General features: G+C 64.8%; 27 protein-coding genes and 1 tRNA gene. 6 read left to right on the forward strand and 22 right to left on the reverse strand.

Annotation, left to right across the window (positions count from 1 at the left end; all coding sequences use genetic code 11):
- Positions 1–59: 59 nt before the first annotated feature.
- The 3 genes from GFK26_RS27430 to GFK26_RS27440 all read right to left on the reverse strand — a co-directional run bounded on the left by GFK26_RS27430 (position 60) and on the right by GFK26_RS27440 (position 1,040).
- On the reverse strand, positions 60–341 hold the full coding sequence (locus GFK26_RS27430; protein ID WP_416222519.1) for a hypothetical protein: 282 nt from the start codon (positions 339–341) through the stop codon (positions 60–62).
- Between the two features lie 82 nt (positions 342–423).
- The gene (locus GFK26_RS27435; RefSeq protein ID WP_153284737.1) at positions 424–708 is read right to left on the reverse strand and encodes a hypothetical protein; all 285 of its coding nucleotides are present in this window, start codon (positions 706–708) and stop codon (positions 424–426) included.
- Positions 709–761: 53 nt separating this feature from the next.
- The gene (locus tag GFK26_RS27440) at positions 762–1,040 is read right to left on the reverse strand and encodes a barstar family protein (protein ID WP_153284738.1); all 279 of its coding nucleotides are present in this window, start codon (positions 1,038–1,040) and stop codon (positions 762–764) included.
- 613 nt (positions 1,041–1,653) lie between these two features.
- Here GFK26_RS27440 and GFK26_RS27445 point away from each other — a divergent pair.
- Complete coding sequence (locus tag GFK26_RS27445) at positions 1,654–2,604, forward strand: class I SAM-dependent methyltransferase (protein WP_153284739.1); 951 nt, start codon at positions 1,654–1,656, stop codon at positions 2,602–2,604.
- A 240-nt stretch (positions 2,605–2,844) separates the two neighbouring features.
- Positions 2,845–3,468: a tyrosine-type recombinase/integrase gene (locus GFK26_RS27450; RefSeq protein ID WP_153284740.1), complete on the forward strand. Its 624-nt coding sequence runs from the start codon at positions 2,845–2,847 to the stop codon at positions 3,466–3,468.
- Between the two features lie 282 nt (positions 3,469–3,750).
- Here the strand turns inward: GFK26_RS27450 and GFK26_RS27455 are convergent, their stop codons facing one another.
- The 5 genes from GFK26_RS27455 to GFK26_RS27475 form a co-directional block, all read right to left on the reverse strand.
- Positions 3,751–4,722 carry an NAD(P)H-dependent flavin oxidoreductase gene (locus GFK26_RS27455; protein WP_153284741.1) on the reverse strand — a complete coding sequence of 324 codons (972 nt, stop codon included), beginning with the start codon at positions 4,720–4,722 and terminating at the stop codon, positions 3,751–3,753.
- 7 nt (positions 4,723–4,729) lie between these two features.
- Complete coding sequence (locus GFK26_RS27460; RefSeq protein ID WP_153284742.1) at positions 4,730–5,692, reverse strand: Bug family tripartite tricarboxylate transporter substrate binding protein; 963 nt, start codon at positions 5,690–5,692, stop codon at positions 4,730–4,732.
- Between the two features lie 24 nt (positions 5,693–5,716).
- Positions 5,717–6,334, reverse strand: a complete 618-nt coding sequence (locus tag GFK26_RS27465; RefSeq protein ID WP_153284743.1) for a 2-hydroxychromene-2-carboxylate isomerase — start codon at positions 6,332–6,334, stop codon at positions 5,717–5,719.
- Positions 6,335–6,380: 46 nt separating this feature from the next.
- On the reverse strand, positions 6,381–7,109 hold the full coding sequence (locus tag GFK26_RS27470; protein ID WP_153284744.1) for an SDR family oxidoreductase: 729 nt from the start codon (positions 7,107–7,109) through the stop codon (positions 6,381–6,383).
- A 75-nt stretch (positions 7,110–7,184) separates the two neighbouring features.
- Positions 7,185–8,732 (reverse strand): class I adenylate-forming enzyme family protein, encoded by a 1,548-nt coding sequence (locus tag GFK26_RS27475; RefSeq protein WP_153284745.1) that lies wholly within the window; start codon positions 8,730–8,732, stop codon positions 7,185–7,187.
- An 83-nt stretch (positions 8,733–8,815) separates the two neighbouring features.
- Between GFK26_RS27475 and GFK26_RS27480 the strand changes: the two genes are divergently transcribed.
- Entirely contained in the window at positions 8,816–9,265 is a 450-nt protein-coding gene (locus GFK26_RS27480) for a winged helix-turn-helix transcriptional regulator (protein WP_153284746.1), read from the forward strand.
- Positions 9,266–9,677: 412 nt separating this feature from the next.
- Here GFK26_RS27480 and GFK26_RS27485 read toward each other — a convergent pair whose 3' ends face one another.
- From GFK26_RS27485 to GFK26_RS27540, 13 genes are all read right to left on the reverse strand, one after another.
- A complete protein-coding gene (locus tag GFK26_RS27485) occupies positions 9,678–11,000 on the reverse strand; it encodes an amidohydrolase (protein WP_153286131.1) in 1,323 nt (440 codons plus the stop codon).
- A gap of 599 nt (positions 11,001–11,599) precedes the next feature.
- Complete coding sequence (locus tag GFK26_RS27490) at positions 11,600–11,830, reverse strand: hypothetical protein (protein WP_153284747.1); 231 nt, start codon at positions 11,828–11,830, stop codon at positions 11,600–11,602.
- 164 nt (positions 11,831–11,994) lie between these two features.
- The gene (locus tag GFK26_RS34610) at positions 11,995–12,606 is read right to left on the reverse strand and encodes a site-specific integrase (RefSeq protein WP_322745821.1); all 612 of its coding nucleotides are present in this window, start codon (positions 12,604–12,606) and stop codon (positions 11,995–11,997) included.
- A gap of 100 nt (positions 12,607–12,706) precedes the next feature.
- Complete coding sequence (locus GFK26_RS34615; protein ID WP_322745822.1) at positions 12,707–13,327, reverse strand: Arm DNA-binding domain-containing protein; 621 nt, start codon at positions 13,325–13,327, stop codon at positions 12,707–12,709.
- 65 nt (positions 13,328–13,392) lie between these two features.
- Positions 13,393–13,466 (reverse strand) — tRNA-Gly (locus GFK26_RS27500).
- A gap of 49 nt (positions 13,467–13,515) precedes the next feature.
- A complete protein-coding gene (locus GFK26_RS27505) occupies positions 13,516–13,752 on the reverse strand; it encodes a hypothetical protein (protein WP_153284748.1) in 237 nt (78 codons plus the stop codon).
- A gap of 59 nt (positions 13,753–13,811) precedes the next feature.
- On the reverse strand, positions 13,812–14,036 hold the full coding sequence (locus tag GFK26_RS27510; RefSeq protein WP_153284749.1) for a hypothetical protein: 225 nt from the start codon (positions 14,034–14,036) through the stop codon (positions 13,812–13,814).
- 164 nt (positions 14,037–14,200) lie between these two features.
- A complete protein-coding gene (locus GFK26_RS27515) occupies positions 14,201–14,476 on the reverse strand; it encodes a hypothetical protein (RefSeq protein ID WP_153284750.1) in 276 nt (91 codons plus the stop codon).
- 110 nt (positions 14,477–14,586) lie between these two features.
- Entirely contained in the window at positions 14,587–15,363 is a 777-nt protein-coding gene (locus tag GFK26_RS27520) for an alpha/beta hydrolase family protein (RefSeq protein WP_153284751.1), read from the reverse strand.
- Positions 15,347–16,519, reverse strand: a complete 1,173-nt coding sequence (locus GFK26_RS27525; RefSeq protein WP_153284752.1) for a DUF3182 family protein — start codon at positions 16,517–16,519, stop codon at positions 15,347–15,349. The genes GFK26_RS27520 and GFK26_RS27525 overlap by 17 nt, the downstream gene beginning before the upstream one ends.
- A 7-nt stretch (positions 16,520–16,526) precedes the next feature.
- The gene (locus GFK26_RS27530; protein ID WP_228121795.1) at positions 16,527–16,793 is read right to left on the reverse strand and encodes a hypothetical protein; all 267 of its coding nucleotides are present in this window, start codon (positions 16,791–16,793) and stop codon (positions 16,527–16,529) included.
- Positions 16,794–16,950: 157 nt separating this feature from the next.
- On the reverse strand, positions 16,951–17,553 hold the full coding sequence (locus GFK26_RS27535; RefSeq protein ID WP_228121796.1) for a cysteine hydrolase family protein: 603 nt from the start codon (positions 17,551–17,553) through the stop codon (positions 16,951–16,953).
- On the reverse strand, positions 17,550–17,798 hold the full coding sequence (locus tag GFK26_RS27540; protein ID WP_153284753.1) for a hypothetical protein: 249 nt from the start codon (positions 17,796–17,798) through the stop codon (positions 17,550–17,552). The genes GFK26_RS27535 and GFK26_RS27540 overlap by 4 nt, the downstream gene beginning before the upstream one ends.
- Positions 17,799–17,997: 199 nt before the next feature.
- Between GFK26_RS27540 and ligD the strand changes: the two genes are divergently transcribed.
- Both ligD and GFK26_RS27550 read left to right on the forward strand, forming a co-directional pair.
- Positions 17,998–20,586: a DNA ligase D gene (gene ligD, locus GFK26_RS27545; protein ID WP_153284754.1), complete on the forward strand. Its 2,589-nt coding sequence runs from the start codon at positions 17,998–18,000 to the stop codon at positions 20,584–20,586.
- A gap of 43 nt (positions 20,587–20,629) precedes the next feature.
- On the forward strand, positions 20,630–21,550 hold the full coding sequence (locus tag GFK26_RS27550; RefSeq protein WP_153284755.1) for a Ku protein: 921 nt from the start codon (positions 20,630–20,632) through the stop codon (positions 21,548–21,550).
- Here GFK26_RS27550 and GFK26_RS27555 read toward each other — a convergent pair.
- Positions 21,547–22,455: a LysR family transcriptional regulator gene (locus tag GFK26_RS27555; RefSeq protein ID WP_153284756.1), complete on the reverse strand. Its 909-nt coding sequence runs from the start codon at positions 22,453–22,455 to the stop codon at positions 21,547–21,549. The two genes, GFK26_RS27550 and GFK26_RS27555, sit on opposite strands and share 4 nt — an antisense overlap.
- Before the next feature lie 118 nt (positions 22,456–22,573).
- Here GFK26_RS27555 and GFK26_RS27560 point away from each other — a divergent pair, with 118 nt between their 5' ends.
- Entirely contained in the window at positions 22,574–23,839 is a 1,266-nt protein-coding gene (locus GFK26_RS27560) for an SGNH/GDSL hydrolase family protein (RefSeq protein ID WP_153284757.1), read from the forward strand.
- Positions 23,840–23,852: the final 13 nt, after the last annotated feature.

Below are 23,852 nucleotides of genomic sequence, written 5' to 3' on the forward strand. Positions count from 1 at the left end.
CATGGAGAAATTGAAGGTCGATGTTAGACGACCGCCTTTGGCCGCTTGACGTCGGTTGCTCATTGAGCGCCTTCAAGGGCCTCGATGTATGGCAGCACCTGTGGATGAGCCTGAACCCACTGCTCGCCCAAGTACGTCGCTACGGAGCCCGAGCCGATGACGCTCTCGATAGACCCGAATTTCGAAGCGGCCTGCAGCAGGCCGTGGGCCGCATGCATTGCCCCTTCGCTCGCGGCCGACTCTGGCTCTCCAGCTTCGATGCCCCACTCCTTTTGAATAGCCACAATGAGTTTGCCAGCGGCAGCCTCAAGTGGTGTTCGTGAGCGTGTCATGGATGCCAATCTAACCTGCTTGTGAAGGTCCGGTTATGTCCGACTGTAGTCAATTGCGTCACGGTCGCGAAGCGCGCGTGGCAGCTTGATCTCAGCGGTAGTCCGAGAGGCGTGTCGGATTTCCGGCCTTGATCACGTGACCATTGAACCTGACGTGCCAATCCGGGTCCCCCTCCTTGTGTGCGTGTATCTGAAGGCCACCATCCACGGGAGCTATATCAAGAGGCAAAAGGTTGTCCGTCGGTTGCGCAAGAAGCTCAACCTCATCGCCAGGCTCAAGGATTACCTCCTCCGGAACCATCTCAAGATACAGCGTCATGGCGACAGCGGTTTTGTTCTTGAATTTGCCAACCACAGGGTAATTTTCTGGCGTCATGACGGAGGTCTAGTTATGGCCGCGACGCGTCATGCTTCGCGGCACTCTGAAATCTAGTCCATATGGATGGCGATGGTCTTCGAATCGAGCGCAATTTTTTGCAGCGTGCGATAGAAATTGCCGTCCTGCCAACGGCGCAGGACGTCGGTGTTCACAAAGCGGAGCACGCACTCCCCAGGCCAACCTGGTCCCCCCGCGCTCAGTGCATCCCAGAGCGCGTCGAAATTGCGGCCAAAGAGTTGTGCACCCTCCGGTTGTGTCGTCGACAGGTAGGCTGCCCAAAAATCTGCTTCGTCGTTGAACTCACTGCAGTCGATGATGAATTCACGCATTACTCATGACGTTCGAAATTGAGGGGACGAGGTGGAAGTCTGCTATTGGCCGCGATGGGACCTTCAAGGAACCAACTCACTGACTACGCCGATTCCGACAATCCTCGCACCTTCTAAGATCTGAAATTGTGATCCAACGACCAGATCCCCGTAGTCGACATCGGGTGCATAGATGAACGCGACCTCAGCATCTGTACAAATTCCGGGCTGAATCGGCTCGCTGGATTCATCGCCCGAAAAGACCACCCCCAAGTACTCTCCACTGCCGACGCGAAAGTGAGGTCTGTACTTTCGGGTCAAGTACGCGGGCATCGTTCGACCGCTAACTTCCGCGGCAACGAACTGAACTATCACCTTCGCACCGGGCATATATTGGGCTTGATCGTATGACTGCTGTGGAACGAACTGGAGCCGGATTGTGAGCGTCGGGTTCTGGCCGACTGTAGCCGCACACCCGCATTGGTGATGGTCAGGATGTGAGCGAAGCCTGTTTGAAGGGTGCCGCAGCCGGCTAGGTCTGCTGCAGCCGGCGGCTGCGTTGGCGGTTCAGTTCGCCCTGTGAAGTCTTGGCCAGGACCACCGCGATATCCGGTCAGAATGGGAGCCTATGCCTATGCAGCCCCTGTTCGACGCAATCGCTTCAATGTCCGCACCGGTGGATGCGCAGCGCATCTTCCACGGCCGCGGTGGGCTTCATCCCGAGTGCGCTCACTTGTCGCTCGACTTTTTCCCGCCGGTTTGGGTGTTGACCAGCTTCAAGCCTGCGACCGACGGCGAACTGGCTGCAATTGGCGCCGCACTGGAGCGTCGCTGGTCACAGTTGGCACCGGGTGAAACGCTGCAATGGGTGTTTCAGTGCCGGCATGAAGGCCAGAGCAGCACACAACTTATGGGCGGTTCGGTGCCCGACCCGCATTGGGTCACCGAGGAGGGCGCTCGCTATCGCGTTAACGTGGGCCGGGGCCAGAACCACGGGCTGTTTCTCGACATGGCCGAAGGACGGCGCTGGGTTCGTGCGTTTGTGAAGGCGCGCCCAGACGCCCGGTCGCGCGTCAAGGTGCTCAACCTGTTTGCTTACACCTGCGCGTTTTCGGTGGTCGCATTGCAGGCAGGGGCCCGGCACGTCACCAACCTGGACATGAGCAAGGGCGCTCTAGCCGTGGGGCAACAGAACCACCGCGCCAACGGCGTGCTCGCCGGCGCGAGCTTCCTCCCTCATGACCTTTTCAGTTCGTGGGGAAAAATCGCGCGCGGAGGCCCTTACGGGCTCGTCATCGTTGACCCACCAAGCTATCAAAAGGGAAGTTTCGTTGCGACCAAGGACTACGCCCGACTGATTAAGCGCTTGCCTGACCTGCTGGAGCCCGACGGCCTTGTCCTGCTATGCCTCAATGCCCCAGAACTGGGACCAAAATTCCTGCAAGAGCAAATGAGCGCACTGGCGCCGGAGCTGGATTTCGTGAAAAGACTGGCGAATCCAAGCACCTTTCCCGACGTGTCCGACGAGCGGTCGTTGAAGGTGTTGGTGTACCGGGCACCGCCGGGTGTTCAACCTGAGGTCTGAAGGGTGCGCTACGCATTAGCGCCACGGGCGGACGGCCCCATGGAGTGCCTTCGTGTGAATTGAAGCAAGCTGTCGAATGATTGGTCCTGGCCGATTGTGCCCCTTGCCGTAGGTCAAACATAGCCGCGAAAGCTGATGCCTAACCCAGTGGAGAGCAGGCGCCGCTTGGACGCGGCATTCAGGACAGTTCCAGTCCTGACCGCGCATGCTCAGGCTCCCTCAACTCGATGGGAGACCATCATGGAATCTGCAAACGCTGCAACCTGCCGCGCGCCCTGGAACAAGGGCAAGATCGTCGGCCAGAAGGCGCCTTTCAAGCTCAAGGACATTTGGGCGCTGCGGGTGCGGCTGCAACTGGAGGGCCGAGTGCGCGAACTCGCTCTCTTCAACTTGGGCCTGGACAGCAAGCTGCGAGGCTGCGATCTTGTTGGCCTGAAGGTCAGGGACGTCTGCCACGGGGAGCAGGTTGCACCACGGGCCACGGTGATGCAGCACAAGACGCAGCGTCCGGTGCAGTTTGAGCTCACGCCCGGAACCCGCGAGGCTGTGCAGGCGTGGATCCAGCGCACCGGACTGCGATCGGACGACTTCCTGTTCCCGAGCCGAATGCATGACTCGCCGCACCTCGGCACCCGGCAGTACGCCCGAATTCTTGGTGGCTGGGTCAGAGAGCTTGGATTAGATCCAGCCGACTACGGAACGCACTCGATGCGGCGGACAAAGGCGACGCTGATCTACCGGCGGACGAGGAATCTCCGGGCGGTGCAGTTGCTGCTCGGCCACTCGAAGCTTGAGTCGACCGTCAGATACCTGGGCATCGAGGTAGATGACGCCCCCGAGATCTCGGAGCAGACGGAAATCTGAGCGAGCGACGATTGAGCGGCGCAGATCCGTCCGTCGTGAGACGGATCGATGCGCTGCCAGATGGCTTGATTGCAGCGCACAGCAGACATTCGGCGGGCCGCGCCGACTGACCGCAACCAGTCTGGAGCGGGCATGCCCAACGCGCAGCTACGCAGCGATTACCGACATAAGCATCGAAGCTATTGACCTCCGCTTTGAGCGAAAGATCGAAGCAGTCGCCTGATTTCATTGCTCACCTCACGAGCCCCCGGGCGAGCCTCTCAGAAGTACAGGAAGCCGGGCTCAGACAAGCCCTGCAAGCCGTCCGCGAATCAGCGTGTGCGCATCGTCAACGATCTGTGAGATGAGATCCTGCACGGATGGGATATCCCGGATGAGTCCGGCCACCATGCCGCAGGACCAGGCGCCTGCATCCATCTGGCCCGAACGCATGACCTTCGGATAGACACCGCCCACTTCCGAGACGATGTCCTCGAAGGTGATCCGGGAGCCAAGCTGGCGCTCTTTCTCCAGCAACCGATCCACGCCGGCATTCCTCAAGACACGCTCGGTGTTGCGCAAGGGGCGCATGACGAGTCGCGTGTCCAACTCGGACGCTTCGAGGATCGCCTGCTTGACGTTGGCGTGCACCGGCGCCTCGACCGTTGCCAGAAAGCGCGTCCCCATATTGATCCCATCGGCGCCCAATGCCAGGGCCGCGACCAGCGAACGGGCATCAGCCATGCCTCCAGAGGCCAGGAACGGGATCTGCAGTTCATCGGCCGCACGAGGCAGCAGAATGAAATTGGGCACGTCGTCTTCACCCGGATGCCCGCCGCATTCGAAGCCATCGACGCTCACCGCATCGCAGCCGATCTCCTGCGCCTTGAGAGCATGGCGCACGGAGGTGCACTTGTGGATCACCTTGACGCCCGCTTCGTGAAGCATCGGCAACCATTTTTGGGGGTTGTTCCCAGCCGTCTCCACGATCCTCACGCCCCCGTCGAGGATGGCTCGGATGTAGCCGGGGTAGTCCGGCGGTGTGCTGGCGGGCAAGAAGGTCAGGTTGACTGCGAAGGGCTTGTCGGTCATTTCGCGGCAACGCGCAATCTCTCGGGCCAGATCACTGGGGGTGGGTTGGGTCAGCGCCGTCAGGGTGCCGATGCCGCCTGCATTCGATACGGCCGAGGCCAACTCCGCCAAGCCGACGAAGTGCATGCCTCCCTGCATGATCGGATGCTGGACGCCAAAGAGTTCTGTGATGCGTGTTTTCATGGTCGGCTTACTTTCTGCTCAGGCCCAGCAGGTCGAGAATTTCCTTCTCCTGCTTCATGGTGTCGATCGCGAACTTGTGGAAATCCGCCGGGCTTCTGTACTCCGGTTCCATGTCGTAGCGCGCCAGGGCCCGCTTGAACTCGGGCTGGTGCATCGCCTGTTTGAAGGCGTCGTGCAGCTTGGTCACGATGGCGGGATCCATCCCTTTGGGTCCCACCAGGCCCCAGTGCGATGTCTGCGTCAATGGAATGCCGACCTCGTGCAGCGTCGGAGCATCCGGGAAGCTCTCCATCCGCTTGCTGCCCCAGGTCACAAGCAGGCGCATCTTTCCATCTTTGACAAATGGCGCCCATGCAGAGGTCTCCGCCGCCGACTCGATCTGGCTGCCCATGAGGGCCTGCATCGTTTCCCCGGTCCCCTTGTAGGGAATGTGGTTCAGCTTGATCCCGGCCTTCCTGGAGATCTGCTCCATCGTGAGATGGTTCGTCGTGGCCACGCCCGGCGTGCCATAGGTGAGCTCGCCTGGCCTGGCCTTGGCGGCCGCAACATAGTCCTGCCACGTCTTGATCGGTGAAGTCGACGGCACCACGATGCCGAACGAGTAACCGGTCAGGCCGATGATGTAGGTCAGATCCGTGGCCGGATTCCATTTCACGTCAGTCGTATACGGGAGGCGATAGATCCCCAGCGAGGCAATGCCCAGCGTGTACCCGTCCTTGCTCGAGCTTTGCATGACGATCCCCGGCAAGGTGCCTCCGGCGCCTGGGCGGTTCTCGATGACGACCGGCTGCTTGAGGATCCTCGAGACAGAGTCGGCCAGCACCCGCATCGGCGTGTCTGTCGATCCACCGGGCGCGAACCCGATGACGATCTTGATCGGGCGTGCGGGATAGGTCTCCTGGGCCGATGCGGGCTGGGCGAATGCTGCGCCGAGCGCCAACAGACAGGCGAAGGTTCTTGTTCTGGTCATGTTCTGGTGTTTCCGATATCTGGCTCAGCGGCTGCGCACGCGATTGATCTCAACCTCGACGTCGTCCAGGCGATCCTTGCCAAAGAAGATTTCCTCTCCGACGAAGAAGGTGGGCGAGCCGAAAGCCCCCCGCGCGTGTGCATCCTGCGTATTGGCCAACAGCCGGCTCTTGACGTCCGGCGACTGGCTCGCGGCCATCAGCGCAGACGCGTCAAGACCGGCGGCGGTCAGTTCGCCGGCGATGACCTCTGGTTCGTCCATCTTCTTCTCGCGCTCCCACATGCTGGCGAACACAGCGTCGACGTAGGGCTTGAAGCAGCCCAAGGACTGGGCTGCAACGGCCCCGCGCATGATCTGCAGGGTATTGATCGGAAAATGCGGATTGCGTCTGTACGCGGTCAGCCCGTGCTTGTTGACGAAGCGATCGAGCTCGAGCAGGTCATAGGCGCGCTTGGCCGGAATCTGCGCATTGGTTTCTGCGGGTGAGCGGTTGTTGCTCAACTTGAACAGCCCCCCCAGCAGGATCGGGATGTATTCGAACTTGGCGGTGCTCCTGGCCTCGATCTGGGGAATGACCTTGTGGCTCAGATAGGCGTTGGGGCTTCCGAAGTCGAACAGGAATTGGACGGTGATCAGGTTCATGGCTTGGATTTGCTTTCCTTCAATGTCTCGGGTGGCGCGCACCGCGTCACCACGGCTCCATCCACGGACGGATTTCAGTCTCGTGCGTCCACGCATCACGCGGCTGCATGTGCAAATGCCAGTACAGATCCGCGATGCGCGCCGGATCGACGATGCCGCCCTGGTCCTTGGTGGCGTAGCGTTCAGGGAAGTTGGTGCGGATGAATTCGGTGTCGATGGCGCCGTCGATGATCGGATGGGCGACATGGATTCCCTTCGGCCAGAGCTCGCGGGCCATGCTTTGCGCCAGGGCGCGCAGGCCATGCTTGGCGCCGGCGAAGGCGGCGAAGCCATCCCGGCCCCGCAGGCTGGCGGTGGCGCCGGTGAAGATGATGGTGCCGCGGCCGCGGGGCAGCATGACCTTGGCGGCTTCTCGCCCCATCAGGAAGCCGCCGAAACAAGCCATCTCCCAGACCTTGTAATACACCCGCGCCGTGGTCTCCGTGATCCCGAACCGCACGTTGGCACCGATGTTGAAGACGGCCGCTTCAATGGGCGCTATCTCGGTCTCGATCTTCTGGAACAGCGCCACCATCTCCTCTTCCTTGCGCGCATCGGAGCTGAAGCCGTGCGCCTCTCCGCCGTCGGCCCGGATCTGGTCGACAAGGGGCTGGAGCTTGTCGGCGCTGCGCCGGGTCATGCAGGCCACATAGCCTTCGCGTGCGAAGCGTTGGGCGATCGCCCCGCCGGTGGCGTCTCCTGCGCCAATGACCAGGATGGCTTTCTTGTCTGTCATGGGTTTTCCTTCTGATGTGAGGGGATGAGTGCTTTCGGAATTGCGCCGTGCCGGTCGCGGCGGCGCTCCGTGAATTCAGGAGGCGTCTGCCGACGCTTGCCTGGCGAGCTCGTGCTTGAGGATCTTTCCAGCGGATGTCGCCGGCAACGAGGCCCTGATGAAGACCTCCATCGGCCGCTTGTAAGGCGCCAGGTGCTGGGCTGCGAACTGTCCGATTTCTTCTGAGGTGGCTTCGACGCCGGGCTTGAGCTGAACGAAAGCCACGACCTCTTCGTTGCCCGGTACAGGTCTGCCGACCACGGCGCAACTGGCCACGGCCGGATGAGCCGCCAGGACAGCCTCGACTTCAGGGGGATAGACATTGAAGCCCGACCGGATGATCAACTCCTTGGTGCGTCCGACGATGTGCAGATAGGGTCCGTCCAGCCGTGCCAGGTCACCGGTGTTGAACCACCCCTGTGAATCGACGACCTGCGCCGTGAGCTCGGGTGCCTTGTAGTAGCCGAGCATCACGTTCGGCCCGCGCACGTGCAGTTCCCCGACTTCGCCTGGCGCAGCCAACTCGCCTGTCGTGCCTTTGAGGCGCACCTCGATCCCGGGAATGGGTGGACCGACCGTGGTGTCGTCGCGCGGATCGTCGACACGCGTGAACGCGATGGTCGGTGCGCACTCGGTGATGCCGTAGCCGTTTTGCAGGGGCAGCCCGAAGGCCGACTCCACCGCGGTCTTGAGGGTCAGGTCCAGCGGCGCGCCCGCCACGCCTATACCGCGAAGTGCGGGACAGGAAATCGCACCGCCCGAGACCTCCAGCAGACGCTGGAACAACGTCGGAACGCCCTGGAACCGCGTGATGCCCTCGCTGCTCAATGCGCGCAAGGCAGCCTGGGCGTCGAAGCGAGGCACGAGTTCCAGACGTGCGCCGAACATCAGCGTGCCGATGAGCACGGACGAGAAGCCGACGATGTGGGACATCGGCAGCACCCCGTAGACAAAATCATCGGGCCCGAACCCGCGCAACACGCCGCCGATCACCGCAGTGAACATCACGCTGCGATGACTGAGCATGACGCCCTTGGGGGTGCCGGTCGTCCCCGAGGTGTAGATGAGTGCCCCGACCTGACGGGCACCTTCGGCGCTGACAGGCTCGCTTGTGGCGCCGGGGTCCGCTTCGGTCACCGCCACTTCACCGACGCCAGGAATCTCATGGATGGCCGCGCTCATTCGCTGGGCATGTCGAGCTGCGTCGGGCGAGACCGCACTTGTTGCAATTACCAGTCGAGCGCCGCTGTGTGCGCAGATCGCGGAAACCTCCCGCTCGCTGATCCGCGCGTTGACCACCAGCGGCCAGGCATCGATGTCGCCGATCGCGAGCGCCAGGACGGCCAATGCGATGGAGTTCTCACCGATCAGCATGACGCGGTCGCCCGGGCGAACACCGCGTCGATTGAGCCATTGCCCCGCACTCTGGATGGCCTGGGCCAACTGCCGATATGTCATGAGGCGCGCACCCTCGGACAACGCGAGCGCATCGGGCGAACGATGCACCCAGGGCCGAATGACGTGCGACATACGCTCTGGGAGCGTGGCGATCCGAGCCTCGAGATCGGCTGAAGAGGTCTGCATGTTTCCTTGTCTCCTTAGTTCATTTTTTGAACTGGCAAAATCATAAGTTTGAAAAATGAACTCGTCAACGTAGAATTGCGAAAATGAAGTGGAATGACCTTGAGCAGGAACGCTGTTCCGTCGCACGCACCGTCTCCGTGATCGGCGACCGATGGACGCTGCTCGTGCTGCGCGACTGTTTTCTTGGCGTACGCCGCTTCGAGGAGTTTCAGCAGCGACTCAAGATCTCACGACCCATGCTGGCGGACCGCCTTGCCAAGCTCGTGGAGGTCGGCGCCCTCAAGAAGTTGGCCTATCAAGAGTCGCCGGTTCGATATGAGTACCGGCTGACTTCCAAGGGCATGGACCTGTATCCGATCATCATGGCGATCGTGCATTGGGGCGACGTCCACATGGCCGGCAAGGCTGGCAGACCCCTGCTGCACCGGCACACGGGCTGCGGCCACTTGTTTGATCCTGTTGTTGTTTGCTCAGAGTGCGCGGCCGGGATTCACGCCAAGGACGTGGTGGTGGAAAAGGGACCGGGCGCTTAGCGTTGCCGCTGGCACCGAGATCCACCCAACCAGCGCTTTCTCTCATCTCAAGGGATGACACCGCTCAAGCGAATCATTCGGGAGATCTTCTCAATGGTCGGAATCGAGAGCCTTCTGCGACCGCTCGCTGAGTGAGCACGCAAGGTGCTGTCACCCATTGCGATGGCCTCGCCTTCCTCGTCGAGCCGAACGTAGCCGCCCAAGGCGTTCGGGAACGGTGGCAGTGGCAAGAGAGATTGAGCTGAATCCCGCCGATCTATAACCCGGCGGTTTGCGAGCGAAGCAGTCCGGCCGGGCATCGCACCCAGCGACTGATTTCCGAGATGACAAAAGCACCCGCGCCGCAGCCGTGCGTGAGCCGGATGGCGTCGGAAGAATGCGGCCCGTGTCGAAGACCGCAGCGCAGCACGGGCTACTTGGGTGCCATAGCGGTGAGCACGGCCAAGCTCATGGCCTCCACACTCGTCTTGATCGAGGGCTCCGGCACCGGTGCGAAGAAAGGCGAGTGATTGAAGGCCAGAGGCTTGCCGCCGGGCTTGAGCGACGCCGTCACATCCTCGGGAGAAAGCACGCCGACGAAGAACATCATCGACGGAACACCCGCATTGACGAACTCGGAAAAATCCTCGCTCGCGGTGATGGGGCGCACCTGCACCACCTTCGGATCGCCAAACGCCATCTTGAGCGCCGCCGCCGTTCGATTGACCACCGCTTCGTCGTTGACCACTGCGGCGCCGCCCGGTACGAGTTCGACCACCGGCTCGGGCGCACCGCCCATCATCGCAGCCGCGTTGGCTGTGCGGCGAACGCCGGCCAGCAACTTCTCGCGCACTTCCGGCTGGTAGCTGCGGATGGTGCCGCGCAGCACCGCCGCGTCGGGAATGATGTTCCCCACGGTGCCGGCCTGAATGGCGCCGATGGTGATCACGCCGAACTCGGCTGGATCCTTTTCGCGGCTCACCACGGTCTGCACGTCAGTAATGAAACGTGCGGCGATCGCGATCGGGTCGATGGTCTTGTCTGGTGCCGACCCATGACCGCCACGGCCCTTGAAGGTGATCTCGAGCGAGTCGGAATTGGAACTGATCGCGCCCACCTTGTAGCCAATGAATCCATAGGGCGACGGCGAGGTGTGCAGCGCGAACGCGAAGTCGGGTTTGGGAAAACGCTTGAACAGACCGTCGGCGAGCATCGCCTTGGCGCCCGAGACGGTTTCTTCGGCGGGCTGCGCCACGAACATCAGCGTGCCTTTCCACTGGTCTTTCATCGCGAGTAGCGTGCGCGCGGTGCCGACCCAGCTCGCCATGTGGATGTCGTGACCGCAGCTGTGAGCCACGAAAGTTTCGCGACCGTTCGATTGCGTCTTGGCCTTGCTCGCGTACGGCAAGCCGGTTTTCTCCTCCATGGGTAACGCATCGAGTTCGGTGCGCACCAGCACCGTCGGCCCTGCACCGTTCTTGTAGATCGCCACGACGCCCGTGCCGCCGATCTTCTCGGTGACGTCGAAACCGAGTTGGCGCATTTCACCAGCCAGCTTCGCGGCCGTGCGCACTTCCTGGAAAGCGATCTCCGGATTGGCGTGCAGGTCCTTGTAGAGCGCGTCGAGCGATGGGTACATGCCGTTGACGATGGGCCCGACTTGCTGATGCAGCGACTTCTGTGCGCCGGCGTTCAGCGCCAGGGTCAGCAACGCAACGGAGGACAAAGCGCCGCGAGGAAATGAAAAGGAAGGCATGAAGAGAGACCCGTGAAATGAAAGAAGACAGACACCGGTTGCACCAGTGTGCCCGGCTTCATGCAAGCTTCGAGCCCGGGATTGCCCTCGCCGGCCTTGACGTCATGAGACACGCCACGGACGGCAAGGTTACGACGACCGTGGCCACGAACTCGCTTGCCGCGACAGGCGAATCTCCGGTGTACGTTGCCTACGCACGGCAGCGAACGGCGATGTTGAAGCTCGGCGTGATCTGAGCGGGCATGCACGAGGGGCGGCTATGCAGCGATTGCCTGCGTCGGGGATGCAGCCACCGACTTCGGCATTTCTTGTCGGAGACCAACTCTTGCTCGCATTGCTCCTGCGACCGAGAACTCGAAAGAGATGCAACTGCCCGAGGGCGGGTGTCAGACGTTCACCAGCAAGTGTGTAGCCCGCAAAGACTACTTGGATCGCTGTCCGAAATTCATTGTTGCTCGAGGGTAGATTGAGCAAATGTCTTGGGCCTCGGCAGTGCGGTCAACTGGGAACCTCCTGCGCACGCTAAGGCGGCGGACTCATGCCGTTGCCGACACAACGCTCTGGCGGCGCGGCATGCCTGTCTCGAAACGCTGCCCTGCTCAGCTCGTGCCGAGAATGATCGCGTCCGAGACGACGAATCGATCGAATTCGATCTTGGGGATGGCGGCGCTCAGCGGCTGGCCCTCTTCGGTCCAGGTCAGCACGGCGCTGCCTCCTTCGACGATGACTTGGCAGGGGCCTTCGGGGATCGTAAGCAGCGGACCATCGCCAGCGCGGAATTCCACCGGGGCGGCGATGCGGGCGCTGATCTGTGTAGGAGTAGAGGACATGGCTTTGATGTTTGGGGCTGCAGTCTCAACCCGGCGTGGGACGACACCGCATGCAAGGCGAGGGCAATGACCTCAATAAGAGTTGCGCGTCTTGTGCAGTGGCATCAGCGGCGTCGGCGGCTTGGGTGCGCAAGGCGACACTCTCACGGGCCTCGGCTCGCTCGTCATGGCATAGGCTTGGACAAGCGGAGTTGATCCAAGTAATTCGCCCACAGCAGCATCATTTCGCGGCGCTGCTCCTTCAACTGGGTCCGGTTGTATGCGGTTCCCAAAGGCCCACTTTTTCCGTGCGCCAGTTGCTCTTCAATCACCTCAGGATTGACGCGGAGCTGATCAACCATGATCGTTCTCGCCATCGCGCGAAAACCATGCGCTGTCATCTCTGTGTTATCGAATCCCATCCGTCGCAGCGCGGTGTTGACCGTGTTGTCCGACATCGGCCTCTCACCGGTAAGCAAGCTGGGAAAAACATAGCGGCCATGCCCTGTCAGGACTTTCATGCGCTTCAACGAAGCAACCGCTTGAGGCGCAAGAGGAACAAGACGAGGCTCGCCGTTGAGCTTTGCTTGCTTCGTCCTCTTCATCGAAGCTGCCGGTATGACGACTTGGCTGCCATCGAAGTCGACCCAACTCCATTCCATCGCGCGGATGTTGCCAGGCCGCTGAAAAAGCAAAGCAGACAAGAGCAACGCCTCTCTTGTTGCGGGCAATCCGCGATAGTCGTCGATCGCGCGCATCAGGTCACCCGCCTTCCGGGGGTCAAGCACGGCAGCCATGTTTTTCACGATCACAGACCCTAAAGCCCCCCCGCAGCTTGGTGGCCGGGTCGTCTTCACAGCGCCCCGTGGCAATGCCATAACGAAAGACTTGCCCCGCTTACTGGCGTAGGGAAACCGCCGTCTCATTCAGCCCCTTCCCCTCCACTCGGCGCAGCGGCTCCAACAAGACGTTTTCGGTGATCTCGCCCAAAGGCAATCCCCCAATCCAGGGAAAAAGATTGCTCTCTTGCAGCCGCAACCATTTGGTGCCGTGCGCGTCACTCCACTCTCGCTGCTTGAGCGCGTGAAATTCACGGGCAACCTTCTCGTAGGTTGTCACCGCGGTTGCGCGAACCTTTGCCTTGTCTAGCCGACGGCGCTGGGTGGGGTCAGCGCCGGTTTGCAGCACTTTGCGCGCTTCATCACGAGCCGCTCGAGCTTCTTTGAGCTTGACCGCGGGGTAACTGCCAATCGCGAGACGCTTCTCCTTGCCGCCAACCGTGTACTTCCAGAACCAGCGCTTGGAATCGTTGGATGCGACTTCCAGGTAGAGATTGCCGCCGTCACTGAAGCGCGCGCGCTTCTTGTCAGAGGGGCACGAGGCGTTTTTACAGGCAACTTCTGTGAGCATAGGGGAACAAGGTTTTGGGTTTGACCCAAATATACCGATGTTCCCCGTGCTGTGCCCCGTGGAGGCGTTGGCTTCAGTTGGATCGCGCAGGCTTCCCTTGGACTTCATTTATCCGTAACCCCTTGATTTTCAAGAGATTTTTGGATTCCTTAGGAACGCCTTGGAACGTTAACTGGAGCGGGTGAAGGGAATCGAACCCTCGTCAGTTGCTTGGGAAGCAACAGCTCTGCCATTGAGCTACACCCGCGGCAGGCGCGGATTCTAACGTCAGTCCGGGTGGTCTTTCCCGCGTGACACTAGTTCGCGGCGAGCAACTCAAAGCTGCCTTTGGTGCCCACGCTGCCACCGGGACTCCACAGCCTGAAGTTGACCGACCAGAGATCGAGGCTGTTGCCCGCCGGCACGGGGATGTCGTTGACGTGGAGCACGTCGGTCCCTGTGTTGGAGAAGCGGTAGAGCATCGCCCGGGGGAGTCCTTGAATGGGGATGAACTCAGCGGCGGGCTCGAGATGAAACGTTCCTGCGATCGTCATGCGCGCTCCTTGGTTGGAAGGCCGGAGTATGCCGACCCGCGCACAACCACTCCCTCTGCTCAGGTCTGCAGTTCATCCCTTCGCAGGCGCAGCGCCGCGCGCCCTTGCGGCGTGATGAGCAGGACCACGGCGACGCGCCGGCCCGTGCCGCTGGCGGCCGGGGGCAGGACGGCTTCGATGAGATGGGCGGCGACCAGCACGGTCGCGCAATGGATGTCGGCTTCGTCGCGGACCGCCATCGGAAACGACGCATCTTCGATGCGCTCCAGAAAGTCCATGGGCATGGCAAAGCTCCTCACAAAACGAGCCGCAGTCTAGGGCGTTGCAGCCCCGAAAATGCGACCCGAACGCGTTGCGTTTGTAACCAATATCACACCTGCGAGCAGGCGAGAACTTTCTCGCGACAACGCGCGGCACGCCCTGTGCACTTTCGCATCGCAGCCGCGCTTCAACGCCATCCGTTCATGCGCGGAAAGTCGCCGCAGGCCAGCATGATGGGCCCGCGCGGATCGGCCCGAAAGCGCGCCACGGCCGCCGCCGCGATCACGTCGAAATGCCTTTTGCAGGCACGCAATGTGTGCTCGCCGATTTCCTGCGCGCCGAGCGCATCGTGCAGCACGTCTTCCGAAATTTGCGCCAGCACGCGCGCACCATCGGGACCGTCGGGGTACACGGCGAAACGCACCGTGGCCGTATCGAAGCAGTAGATGCCTTCGAAGTCCATCTCTTTGTCTCCGTCACCATAGGCTCCGGATTCGGCGCGCGCGCCACCGCCCGTGGTGATGGATTTGCGCCCGTGTTGTGGAAGGAGCCGGCCTACAGCGCCTGCGCGCCTCAGGCCGTGCTGCTCGACACCGGCTTGGTGAGCGTCGAGGTCGCCTTGGCGCCGAGCGTCATCTCGGTGATCCACGACACGAGCAGCGCGCCGTAGGCCTGGCGCGATTCCAGGCGCGACAGCGCGTGGTCGGCGCCGGCGAGCTTGCGGTACGTGGCCGAGCGCACGCGCTTGAAGGCGGCGAGGTAGTTCTCGATCACGGGGTGCGGCACGGTCTGGTCGTCTTCCGACTCGACGATGAGCACGTCGCCGGTGAAGGCCGCGCAGGCCTTGAGTGCGCGGTTGTCCTCGGGCCCGACGAGCGTGCGGCGGTAGGCCACGAGGTCGGAGCGGCTCAGCAGGCCCTTGGGCGTGTCCCACTCGCCGTCGCGGTACAACGCGGGCGCGCGGAGTGCGAGCCAGCGCACGGGCCGCATCGCGCTCACGAGCGCGGCCAGGTAGCCGCCGTAGCTGCTGCCGACGATGGCCACGGCCGCGGGGTCGACGGTCGGGTGGCCCACCAGCGCGTCGTAGGCGGCAAGTACGTCGCGCAGGTTGTCTTCGCGCGTCACCTGCTGGCGCAGCCCTTCATGGCGCGCATGGCCGCGCAGGTCGAAGGTCAGGCAGACGCAGCCGAGCGCAGCGATCTCGTGCGCGCGCTTGAGGTACTGCTCCTGGCTGCCGTCCCAGCCGTGCACGAGCAGCACGCCCGGCACCATGCTGGAAGCGGCGAACAGCGTGCCTTCGATGTGATGGCCGTTGACGGGAATGTCGATGGAACTATGGCGTGTCGGCATGCGTGGGGGTTGTCGTGTTCAACACGGTGTATTTGCACAGCGGCCCGGTCTCGGGGTCGTTGCCCTGGTAAGTGATGATGGCGTTCGCCGGCACGGAGGCCGTGCCGTACGCCTCGAAGCAGGACGCGTGCACGCGCTGGCAGGCCGGGTCCCGATGGAAGGCTTCGAGCGCCGCGATCTCCGCGCCCGTGGCGCCGCCCACGCGCCACGACTGCTCCAGCACGCCCGAGCGCCAGTCGCCGCGGCCGTCGAGTCCCTGCGCCACGTCGTAGTTCACGCGCGAGGCGAAGAAGCCGGGGTAGCAATCGATCACCGCGCGGTGGTAGCGGCGCGCCTGCTCGATCGCGCGGCGCAGCGGCGGCGGTGGATCGACGGCGGCCAGCAGCGCATCGAAGTCGCCGCGCACGAGCAGCAGGTCGGAGCCGCCGTAGACCTCTTCGCCGGTGTTGTCGCGCGTGAGGCGCTGCGCGCCGCAGTAGCTCACGACGCGCTGCGCCACGATGAGCTGCCCGACGCTGCAGGTGTTCGGCTGCTCGAGGTTGGTTTCGAGCACGAGCCCGTGGGCGGCGATCTCGCGGTCGTCCATCGCGTCGAGGCCGCGCTCGAGCGCATCGATGCTGTCGACCACCTGCTGCCCTCGCCCGCCCGTGGCGGTCACGGATTTCAGGCGCGCGCGGCCGATGTCGAGCAGCGCACGGCCGGCGACGCGCGCCTCGTCGAGGCTGAAGCAGGTGAAGCCGGGCAAGGCGGCGTCGGCAATCTCCACCGCAAGCCGCGCCGACCAGCCCAGGGGCCGCACGGCGTCGGTGCCGACGAGCGGATGGGTGATCGCCTTGGTGGCGACAAAGGCATGCGGCACCACGCCGCCGAAGAGGTCGTCCACGCCGGCGATGCCCATGGCGCGCGCCTGGTGCGGATCGGTAAGCGTGTCGCTCGGCACGAAATAAAGCGGCGCGGAGTGCGGCTGGGCGGCGTCGTACGCGCCCGCGAACTCCCAGCCCTGGAGCGCCGCCAGGCGCTGTGCAAAGTTGGCGCGCGTGGCGTGCTCGTGTTCGCTGCAGTAGCCCTTCAGACTCACGTCCCAGGTGACGACGCGGCGCGGCGTTGATCGCATGGCGGACGCGTGGGCCATGACGGTGTTCAGGCGCAGGTCCATCGGGGCCTCAGGCGTCGCCCTTCTTGCCCTTGTCGTTGTCCGCGTCGTCCGAAGGCAGCTTGACCTTCGTGACGGTCACCGACACCGGGTCGCTGGCCGGGAACGACTCTTCCACGCCGCTGTCGAGCGCTTCTTCGCTGGAGGGTTGGGGCGTGGGCTTGGCGGCGTCGGCCGGTGGCTTGCCGTGGTTCTCGGACGTGGGAAACGGAAACTTCTCCGGCGGGTTGCTGTCCGGGCTCGCCGGCTTCGGGTCGGGGGTCTGCTTCGAAGTCATGGGGTCTCCTTGGTGCGATGCACACGGGCTCACATGGCTGCCTCCTCCGGGTTGGCGGCTGCAGTGTCTTCATGTTCCGCCGATCGCGCGGCGTGCCGGTCGGAGGGCACAGCGCCTGCGCGTGGGACCTGTCTGGCGCGCGGGTGCGCGCCCGGCGTCATCGCCGTCCCGGCAGGCGAAGGCGCGCACCCGGCGTGGTCGCGATGCCGAACGCGTCGTGGCACTGCGCCAGGAACAGCGCATGGCGCCGCGCGGTCTGCGTGCCGCTGCAGTCCCGCGGCACCACCACCTCGAGCCCGCGCATGCGCGCGTCGAGCGCGGTGGCCAGCACGCACTGGTCGCTCGCCACACCGGTGACGACCAGCCGGCGCACCTGCAACACGCCCAGCAGCTGTTCGAGCGGCGTGCCCACGAAAGCCGACTGCTGCGGCTTGAGCACGAAGTAATCGTCGTGGGCCGGCAGCAGCCCGGCGGTGACGGCGGCCCCGGCACCGCCGCAGGCCAGCGAGAGTTCGGCCAGCGCTGCGAAGTCGGAGCGCCAGCGGCCCCGGTTGTCATTGGCGTAGATCACCGGCACGCCGCGCGCCTTGCAGCGCCGCGCGAGCGAGGCGATGCGCGGCGCGATGGCCGCGGCGGCGGGCAGCAGCTTGCCGGCGTCGGGAAAGTCCCAGCAGCTGATCATGTCGACGATGAGCAGAGCCGTCGCGCCCCGTGCCGTTTCCACCGCCAGCGGGGACGGCGGGCCATGGGCAACGCTCACGGCGTGCTGCGTGGGGGCGGCGTTTCAGCAGCCGGTGCGGTGGGGGCCGGTGCCGTCTGCGGCACGGTCTGCGCCGCAAGCGGCGTGGCGTCGATCGAGGGCGCTTCGCCGCGCTTGTCGACCGCGTAGAAATACAGCAGTGCGCCCAGGAACACCAGCAACGCCACCCCCACGCCATAACGGAAAAGGCGTGCGTTGTCGTGGTCGTCGCGGCGGGCCTGTCGCTTGGCGTGGGTTGAGTTCATGGGCGATGTCCTGTCGTCGTTGTGATGCCCCGGTGTCCCGCCGCCGCAGGGGCGCCCGCATCGGCAGCGGCTGCATCGTGGTGTAGGAAATTTCCGCCTCTTGCAAGCCCATGCGGGACGGCCCACCCGGCCTTGGCCCACACGAAGACCGGACACTTGGCCGCTGCGTCACGGCGCCAGAGCGGGCACAACCGAGGGCATGGCCCGTTCCAACGACACATCCACGTCCGCGCCCCTGGCGACCTACCGGGCGAAGCGCGACTTCACCGCCACCACCGAACCCGCCGAGGGCGGCAAGCCGCAGCCTCACGCACCGGCCTTCGTGATCCAGAAGCATGCGGCGCGCCGGCTGCACTACGACTTCCGGCTCGAACTCGACGGCGTGCTGGTGTCGTGGGCCGTGCCCAAGGGGCCGAGCCTCGACCCGGCGCAAAAGCGCATGGCCGTGCACGTGGAAGACCATCCGCTGTCGTATGCCGGCTTCGAAGGCACCATTCCCGAAGGCCACTACGGCGCGGGCGAGGTCATCGTGTGGGACCGCGGCACCTGGGAGCCCGTGGGCGATCCGCGCAAGGGCCTGGCCGCGGGCAAGCTCGCGTTCCGGCTGCACGGCGAAAAGCTCGAAGGCCTGTGGGAACTCATCAAGATCGCCCGGGGCGGCGAGCGGCAGGAGCCCTGGCTGCTGTTCAAGAAGCGCGACGACTTCGCGCGCTCGCATGCGGCGTACGACGTGGTGTCGGCGCTGCCCGACAGCGTGGGCGGTGCGCCGGCGGCCCGGCGCACTTCGCGCACCACGGCGAAAACCAGCAAGCAGACGAAGGCGAGCGCCAAGGCCGCGTCGGGCGCGCCTGCAACAGGCGCGGTGAAGGCGCGCCTGCCCGCCACGCTCTCGCCGCAGCTCGCAACGCTGGCCAGCGGCGTGCCCGAAGGCGCGCCCGGCGACTGGATCTACGAGATCAAGTTCGACGGCTACCGCGTCATGGCGCGCATCGAAGACGGCAAGGCGCGCCTGCTCACGCGCGGCGGCCACGACTGGAGCGCCAAGCTGCCGCCGCTGGTGGCCGAGCTGGAGCGCCTGGGCCTGGACAACGCCTGGCTCGACGGCGAGATCGTCGTGCTCGACAAGGAAGGCACGCCCGACTTCAACGCGCTGCAGAACGCGCTCGACCGCGAACGCGCCGACCCGATCGTGATGTTCCTGTTCGACGTGCCCTTCTTCGCGGGCTTCGACCTGCGCCAGGTGCCGCTGGCCGAGCGCCGCCGGCTGCTGAAGCAGCTGATGGACGCACGCGCCACGCGCCGCCTGCGTTTCAGCGCCGACTTCGAGGCCGACATCGACTCGATCCTGCAATCGGCCTGCCAGATGAACCTCGAGGGCGTGATCGCCAAGCGCGCCGATGCGCCCTATGTTTCGCGCCGCAGCGACACCTGGCTCAAGCTCAAGTGCATCCGGCGCCAGGAGTTCGTGGTGTGCGGCTACACGCTGCGCACCGACAGCCCGACGCGCATCGGCAGCCTGATGCTGGGCGTGCACGCGAAGAACGGCGACCTGGTGTCGGTCGGCGGTGTCGGCACGGGCTGGAACGACCGCGAAGCGCGCGACATCCGCCGCCAGCTCGCCGCACTCGACACCGACAGCGCGCCGTTCACCGGCGGCGAAGCCAAGCCCGGCCGCCGCCGGCCGGGCGGCACGCGGCACTGGGTGAAGCCGACGCTCGTGGCCGAGGTGCGCTTTGCCGCATGGACGCCCGACGGGCAGATCCGTCACGCGTCGTTCGTGGCGATGCGCGACGACAAGCCCGCGTCGGAGATCGTGCATGAGGAACCCCGCGACATCGCACCCGTCTCGGGTGCCAAGACAAAGAAGGCCATGAAGACATCCTCGAAGAAAGCCGCATCCACCGTCGGCGGCGTCACGGTGAGCCACGGGGACCGCGTGATCGATGCGGCGTCGGGCCGCACCAAGCTCGACCTCGTGCGCTACTACGAATCGGTGGCCGAGCACATGCTGCCGCACCTGAAAGGCCGCCCGTGCGCGCTGGTGCGCGGGCCTCAAGGCGTGGGCGGCGAGATCTTCTTCCAGAAGCACGCCGAGAAGGTCAACATCGCCGGCGTGAAGCAGCTCGACCCGGCCCTGTGGCCCGGCCACCCGTCGATGCTCGAGGTCGGCACGCGCGAAGCCCTGCTGAACGCCGCGCAGTTCAACGTGATCGAGTTCCACACATCGAACGCAACCTCGACGCACTTCGACCGGCCCAACCGCATGATCTTCGACCTCGACCCCGGCGAAGGCACGCCGTGGGCGCATGTGCAGGAAGGCGCGCTGCTGATGCGCACGATGCTCAGCGAACTGGGGCTGGCGTCATGGCTCAAGACCAGCGGCGGCAAGGGCCTGCACGTGGTCGTGCCGCTTCGCATGCATTACGACAACGACACGGTGAAGGCCTTCTCGCGCGCCATCGTGCAGCACATGGCGCACGTGATCCCGTCGAAGTTCGTGGCCAAGAGCGGGCCGTCGAACCGCGTCGGCAAGCTCTTTGCCGACTACCTGCGCAACGGCGTGGGCGCGACCACGGTGGCGGCCTACTCGGCCCGCGCGCGGCCCGGCATGGGCGTGTCGATGCCGGTGAGCTGGGACGACCTGGGCAGCCTGAAAAGCGGCGCGCACTGGACCGTTGCCACCGCACGCGAGCACCTGTCGTTCCAGTCCGAAGACCCCTGGGCCGACTACTGGACCACACGCCAGCCGCTGGGCGAGGCGATGAAGCGGCTCGGCTTCAAGAAATAGACCACCCACGACACGACACGACAACGAAAGAAGGAAGCACACCATGGCCACGAGAACCCTCTGGAAAGGCGCCATCACCTTCGGACTGGTCCACATCCCCGTGGGCCTGCACACCGCAAGCAGCGAACAGGGCATCGACTTCGACTGGCTCGACAAGCGCAGCATGGACCCGGTGGGCTACAAGCGCATCAACAAGCGCACGGGCAAGGAGATCGCGCGCGAGCAGATCGTCAAGGGCTTCGAGTACGAAGACGGCAAGTACGTCGTGATCTCGCCCCAGGAGATCGAGGCCGTCTATCCGCGCACCACGCAGACCATCGAGATCCAGCGCTTTCTCGACGTCGGCGAAATTCCTTTCGTGTACCTGGAACGCCCCTACTACCTCGCGCCCATCAACAAGGGCCAGAAGGTCTACGCGCTGCTGCGCGAAGTGCTCGCGAAGACCGGCAAGGTCGGGCTGGCCAAGGTGGTCATTGCCACCAAGCAGCACCTGGCGCTGCTCATTCCCTTCGGCAAAGTGCTGGTGCTCAACCTGCTGCGCTGGGGCGACGAGGTCAAGGACGCCGACGGGCTCGACCTGCCGGCCGCCGGCATCAAGGCCGCCAAGCTGTCGGCCGCCGAGATGAAGATGGCCGAACAGCTCGTGGACGACATGTCGGGCGAGTGGAACCCCGACGAATTCAAGAACGAGTTCAAGGACGCCGTGATGAAGATCGTCGAGAAGAAAGTCAAGGCGGGTGACACGGAGACGGTGGTGCAGCCGGAAGAAGAGGCGCCGGAGGGCGGCGCCGAGGTCATCGACCTCACCGAGCTGCTCGCGCGCAGCCTGCGCAGCGGCAAGCGCACGCCACCTGCAGCGAAGAAACGTGCGACCAAGACGACGGCCTCGCGCAAGACCGCGCACAAACCCGCTGCGGCCAAGCGCGCGAAGAGCGCGAAGAGCCCAGCCCGCAAGGCGGCCTAGCGCCGCGTCGCTTTCGCCGCACCCGGCAACGCCGCCACGCGCTGCGCCAGAAAGTCGACCAGCACCTGCACCCGCAGCGGCAACTGCCGGCGCGGCGCGTAGAGCAGATGCAGTTCCTGCGCCGGCCCGGTGTGCCGCGCGAGCACGCGCACCAATTTCCCTTGCGCAAGCAGGTCCGCGACCATCCACGTGGGTTGCAGCGACACGCCCGCGCCCGCCAGCACGCTGTCGAGCAGCGCCACGGCGTTGTTGACGCGGTAGCGGCTGCGCACCGGCACGGCCACCGCGCCGTCGGGGCCCGTGAGCAGCACGCCGTCGTCACCCGCCGCATAGCGCAGGTAGTCGTGCGCGAGCAGGTCGTTCGGCGTGCGCGGCTTGCCGCGTGCGGCCACGTACGCAGGCGAGGCGACGAGCACGCGCGGCCAGCTGCCGAGGTGGCGCGCGACAAGGTCGGGCGGCAGCGCACCGCCCACGCGCAGCGAGACGTCGATGCGCTCCTCGCGCGGATCGACGAAGCGGTCGTCGAGCGCCAGCTCGAGTTCGATGTCGGGGTACAGCCGCAGGAACTCGATCGCCATGGCGTTGAGGTGCCGCTGTCCCAGCGTGACCGGCGCGCTCAGGCGCAGCAGGCCGCGCGGTTGTTGCACCTGCGCGCGGGCATCGGCCACGGCGTCGCCGTAGTCCTCGAGCATGCGGCGCGCGCGTTCATGAAAACGCTGGCCCTCCTCCGTGAGGCTCAGGCCCGTGGCCGCGCGCCGCAGCAGTCGCACGCCCAGCGAGCGCTCCAGCCCCGCGACCAGCTTGCTCACGGTGGGCTGCGTGGTGTCGAGCGCGCGGGCCGCGCCCGAGAGACTGCCGAGCTCGACGCTGTGCACGAAGGCGGAGAGTGCGCGAAGGGTGTCCATGGGGTGGCCATTCGAATCGGGAATGCGATGCATGCCATTCTGCCTTCTATCCCTCGCGATTCGAATGGAAGAAAGTTCGTCCATCGACGCTTCTTTCTTTCACCCAAGGACATTTCGCATGACTGCTTCGCGACTCACTTCCCTCCTGCGCCAGGGCGCGCTCGCCCTCTCCTTCGCCGCTGCCGCCACCGCTTCCACGGCAGCGCCCACGCACTGGAGCCCCAGCTGGATGGCTGCGACCCAGCCGCTGTGGGACGAGCGCTTCGTGCTGCCCCTCGGCATTCCCGCCCGCTTCGAGCGGCAGACGCTGCGCCAGGTCGCGCGCCTGAGCATCGGCGGCACGCGGCTGCGCGTGGTGATCAGTAACGAAGGCGGCACCATGCCGCTGCACATCGGCGCCGCCCGCGTGGCCCGCCATGCGAGCGGCTCGGCGGTCGTCGAAGGCACCGAGCGCGTGCTGCGCTTCGGAGGCCGAACCGACGTGACGGTGCCGCCCGGTGCGCGCCTCGTGAGCGACCCGGTCGACCTGGCGCTGCCCGCGCTGAGCGAAGTGGCCGTGTCGCTTTATCTGCCCACGCCCAGCCAGCCCGCGGGCTTTCACTTCGATGCGCGGCAGACGCTGTACATCGCCGACGGCGACCTGAGCGCCGCTGCACGATTGCCAGCCGCAGCCACCTCATGGAGCACGCGCGTCTACGTGAGCGGCCTGATCGTCGAGACGCCCCAGGCGCCCGTCACCGTCGTCGCGCTGGGCGACTCGATCACCGATGGCAACGGTTCGACACCCGGCGCCCACACGCGCTGGCCCGACGCGCTGGCCGAACGGCTCGCGCCGCGCGGCGTGGGCGTGCTCAACGCCGGCATCTCGGGCGGACGGTTGCTGAAGGACGGCATGGGCCGCGCGGCGCTCGAACGCGCAGGCCGCGACGTGTTCGCGCAGCCCGGCGTGCGCGCGATGGTCGTGCTGCTCGGCACGAACGACATCGGCTGGCCCGGCGGCCCCTTTGCGCCGCACGAACTCGCGGTGCGCGCCGAAGAAGTGATCCAGGGCTTTCGCCAGCTGATCGAGATGGCCCATGCCCACAACGTGCGCATCGTCGGCGCAACGATTCCGCCCAACGAGCGCGCCCTCGAAGGCACGCCGCTGGCCGGCCACCACTCACCCGAAAAAGACACCGTGCGCCAGACCGTGAACCGCTGGATTCGCGAAAGCGGCGCCTTCGATGCGATGGTCGATGTCGATGCGCTGCTGCGCGACCCGGCCCGGCCGGCCCGCCTGAAGACCGCCATGGATTCGGGCGACCACCTGCATCCCGGCGATGCTGGCTACAAGGCCATGGCCGCAGCCATCGACCTCGACGCCTTGCTGGGCAGCGATCGTTAAAAGACTGCAAATT

This window comes from Variovorax paradoxus (assembly GCF_009498455.1).
Taxonomy (GTDB): Bacteria; Pseudomonadota; Gammaproteobacteria; order Burkholderiales; family Burkholderiaceae_C; genus Variovorax; species Variovorax paradoxus_H.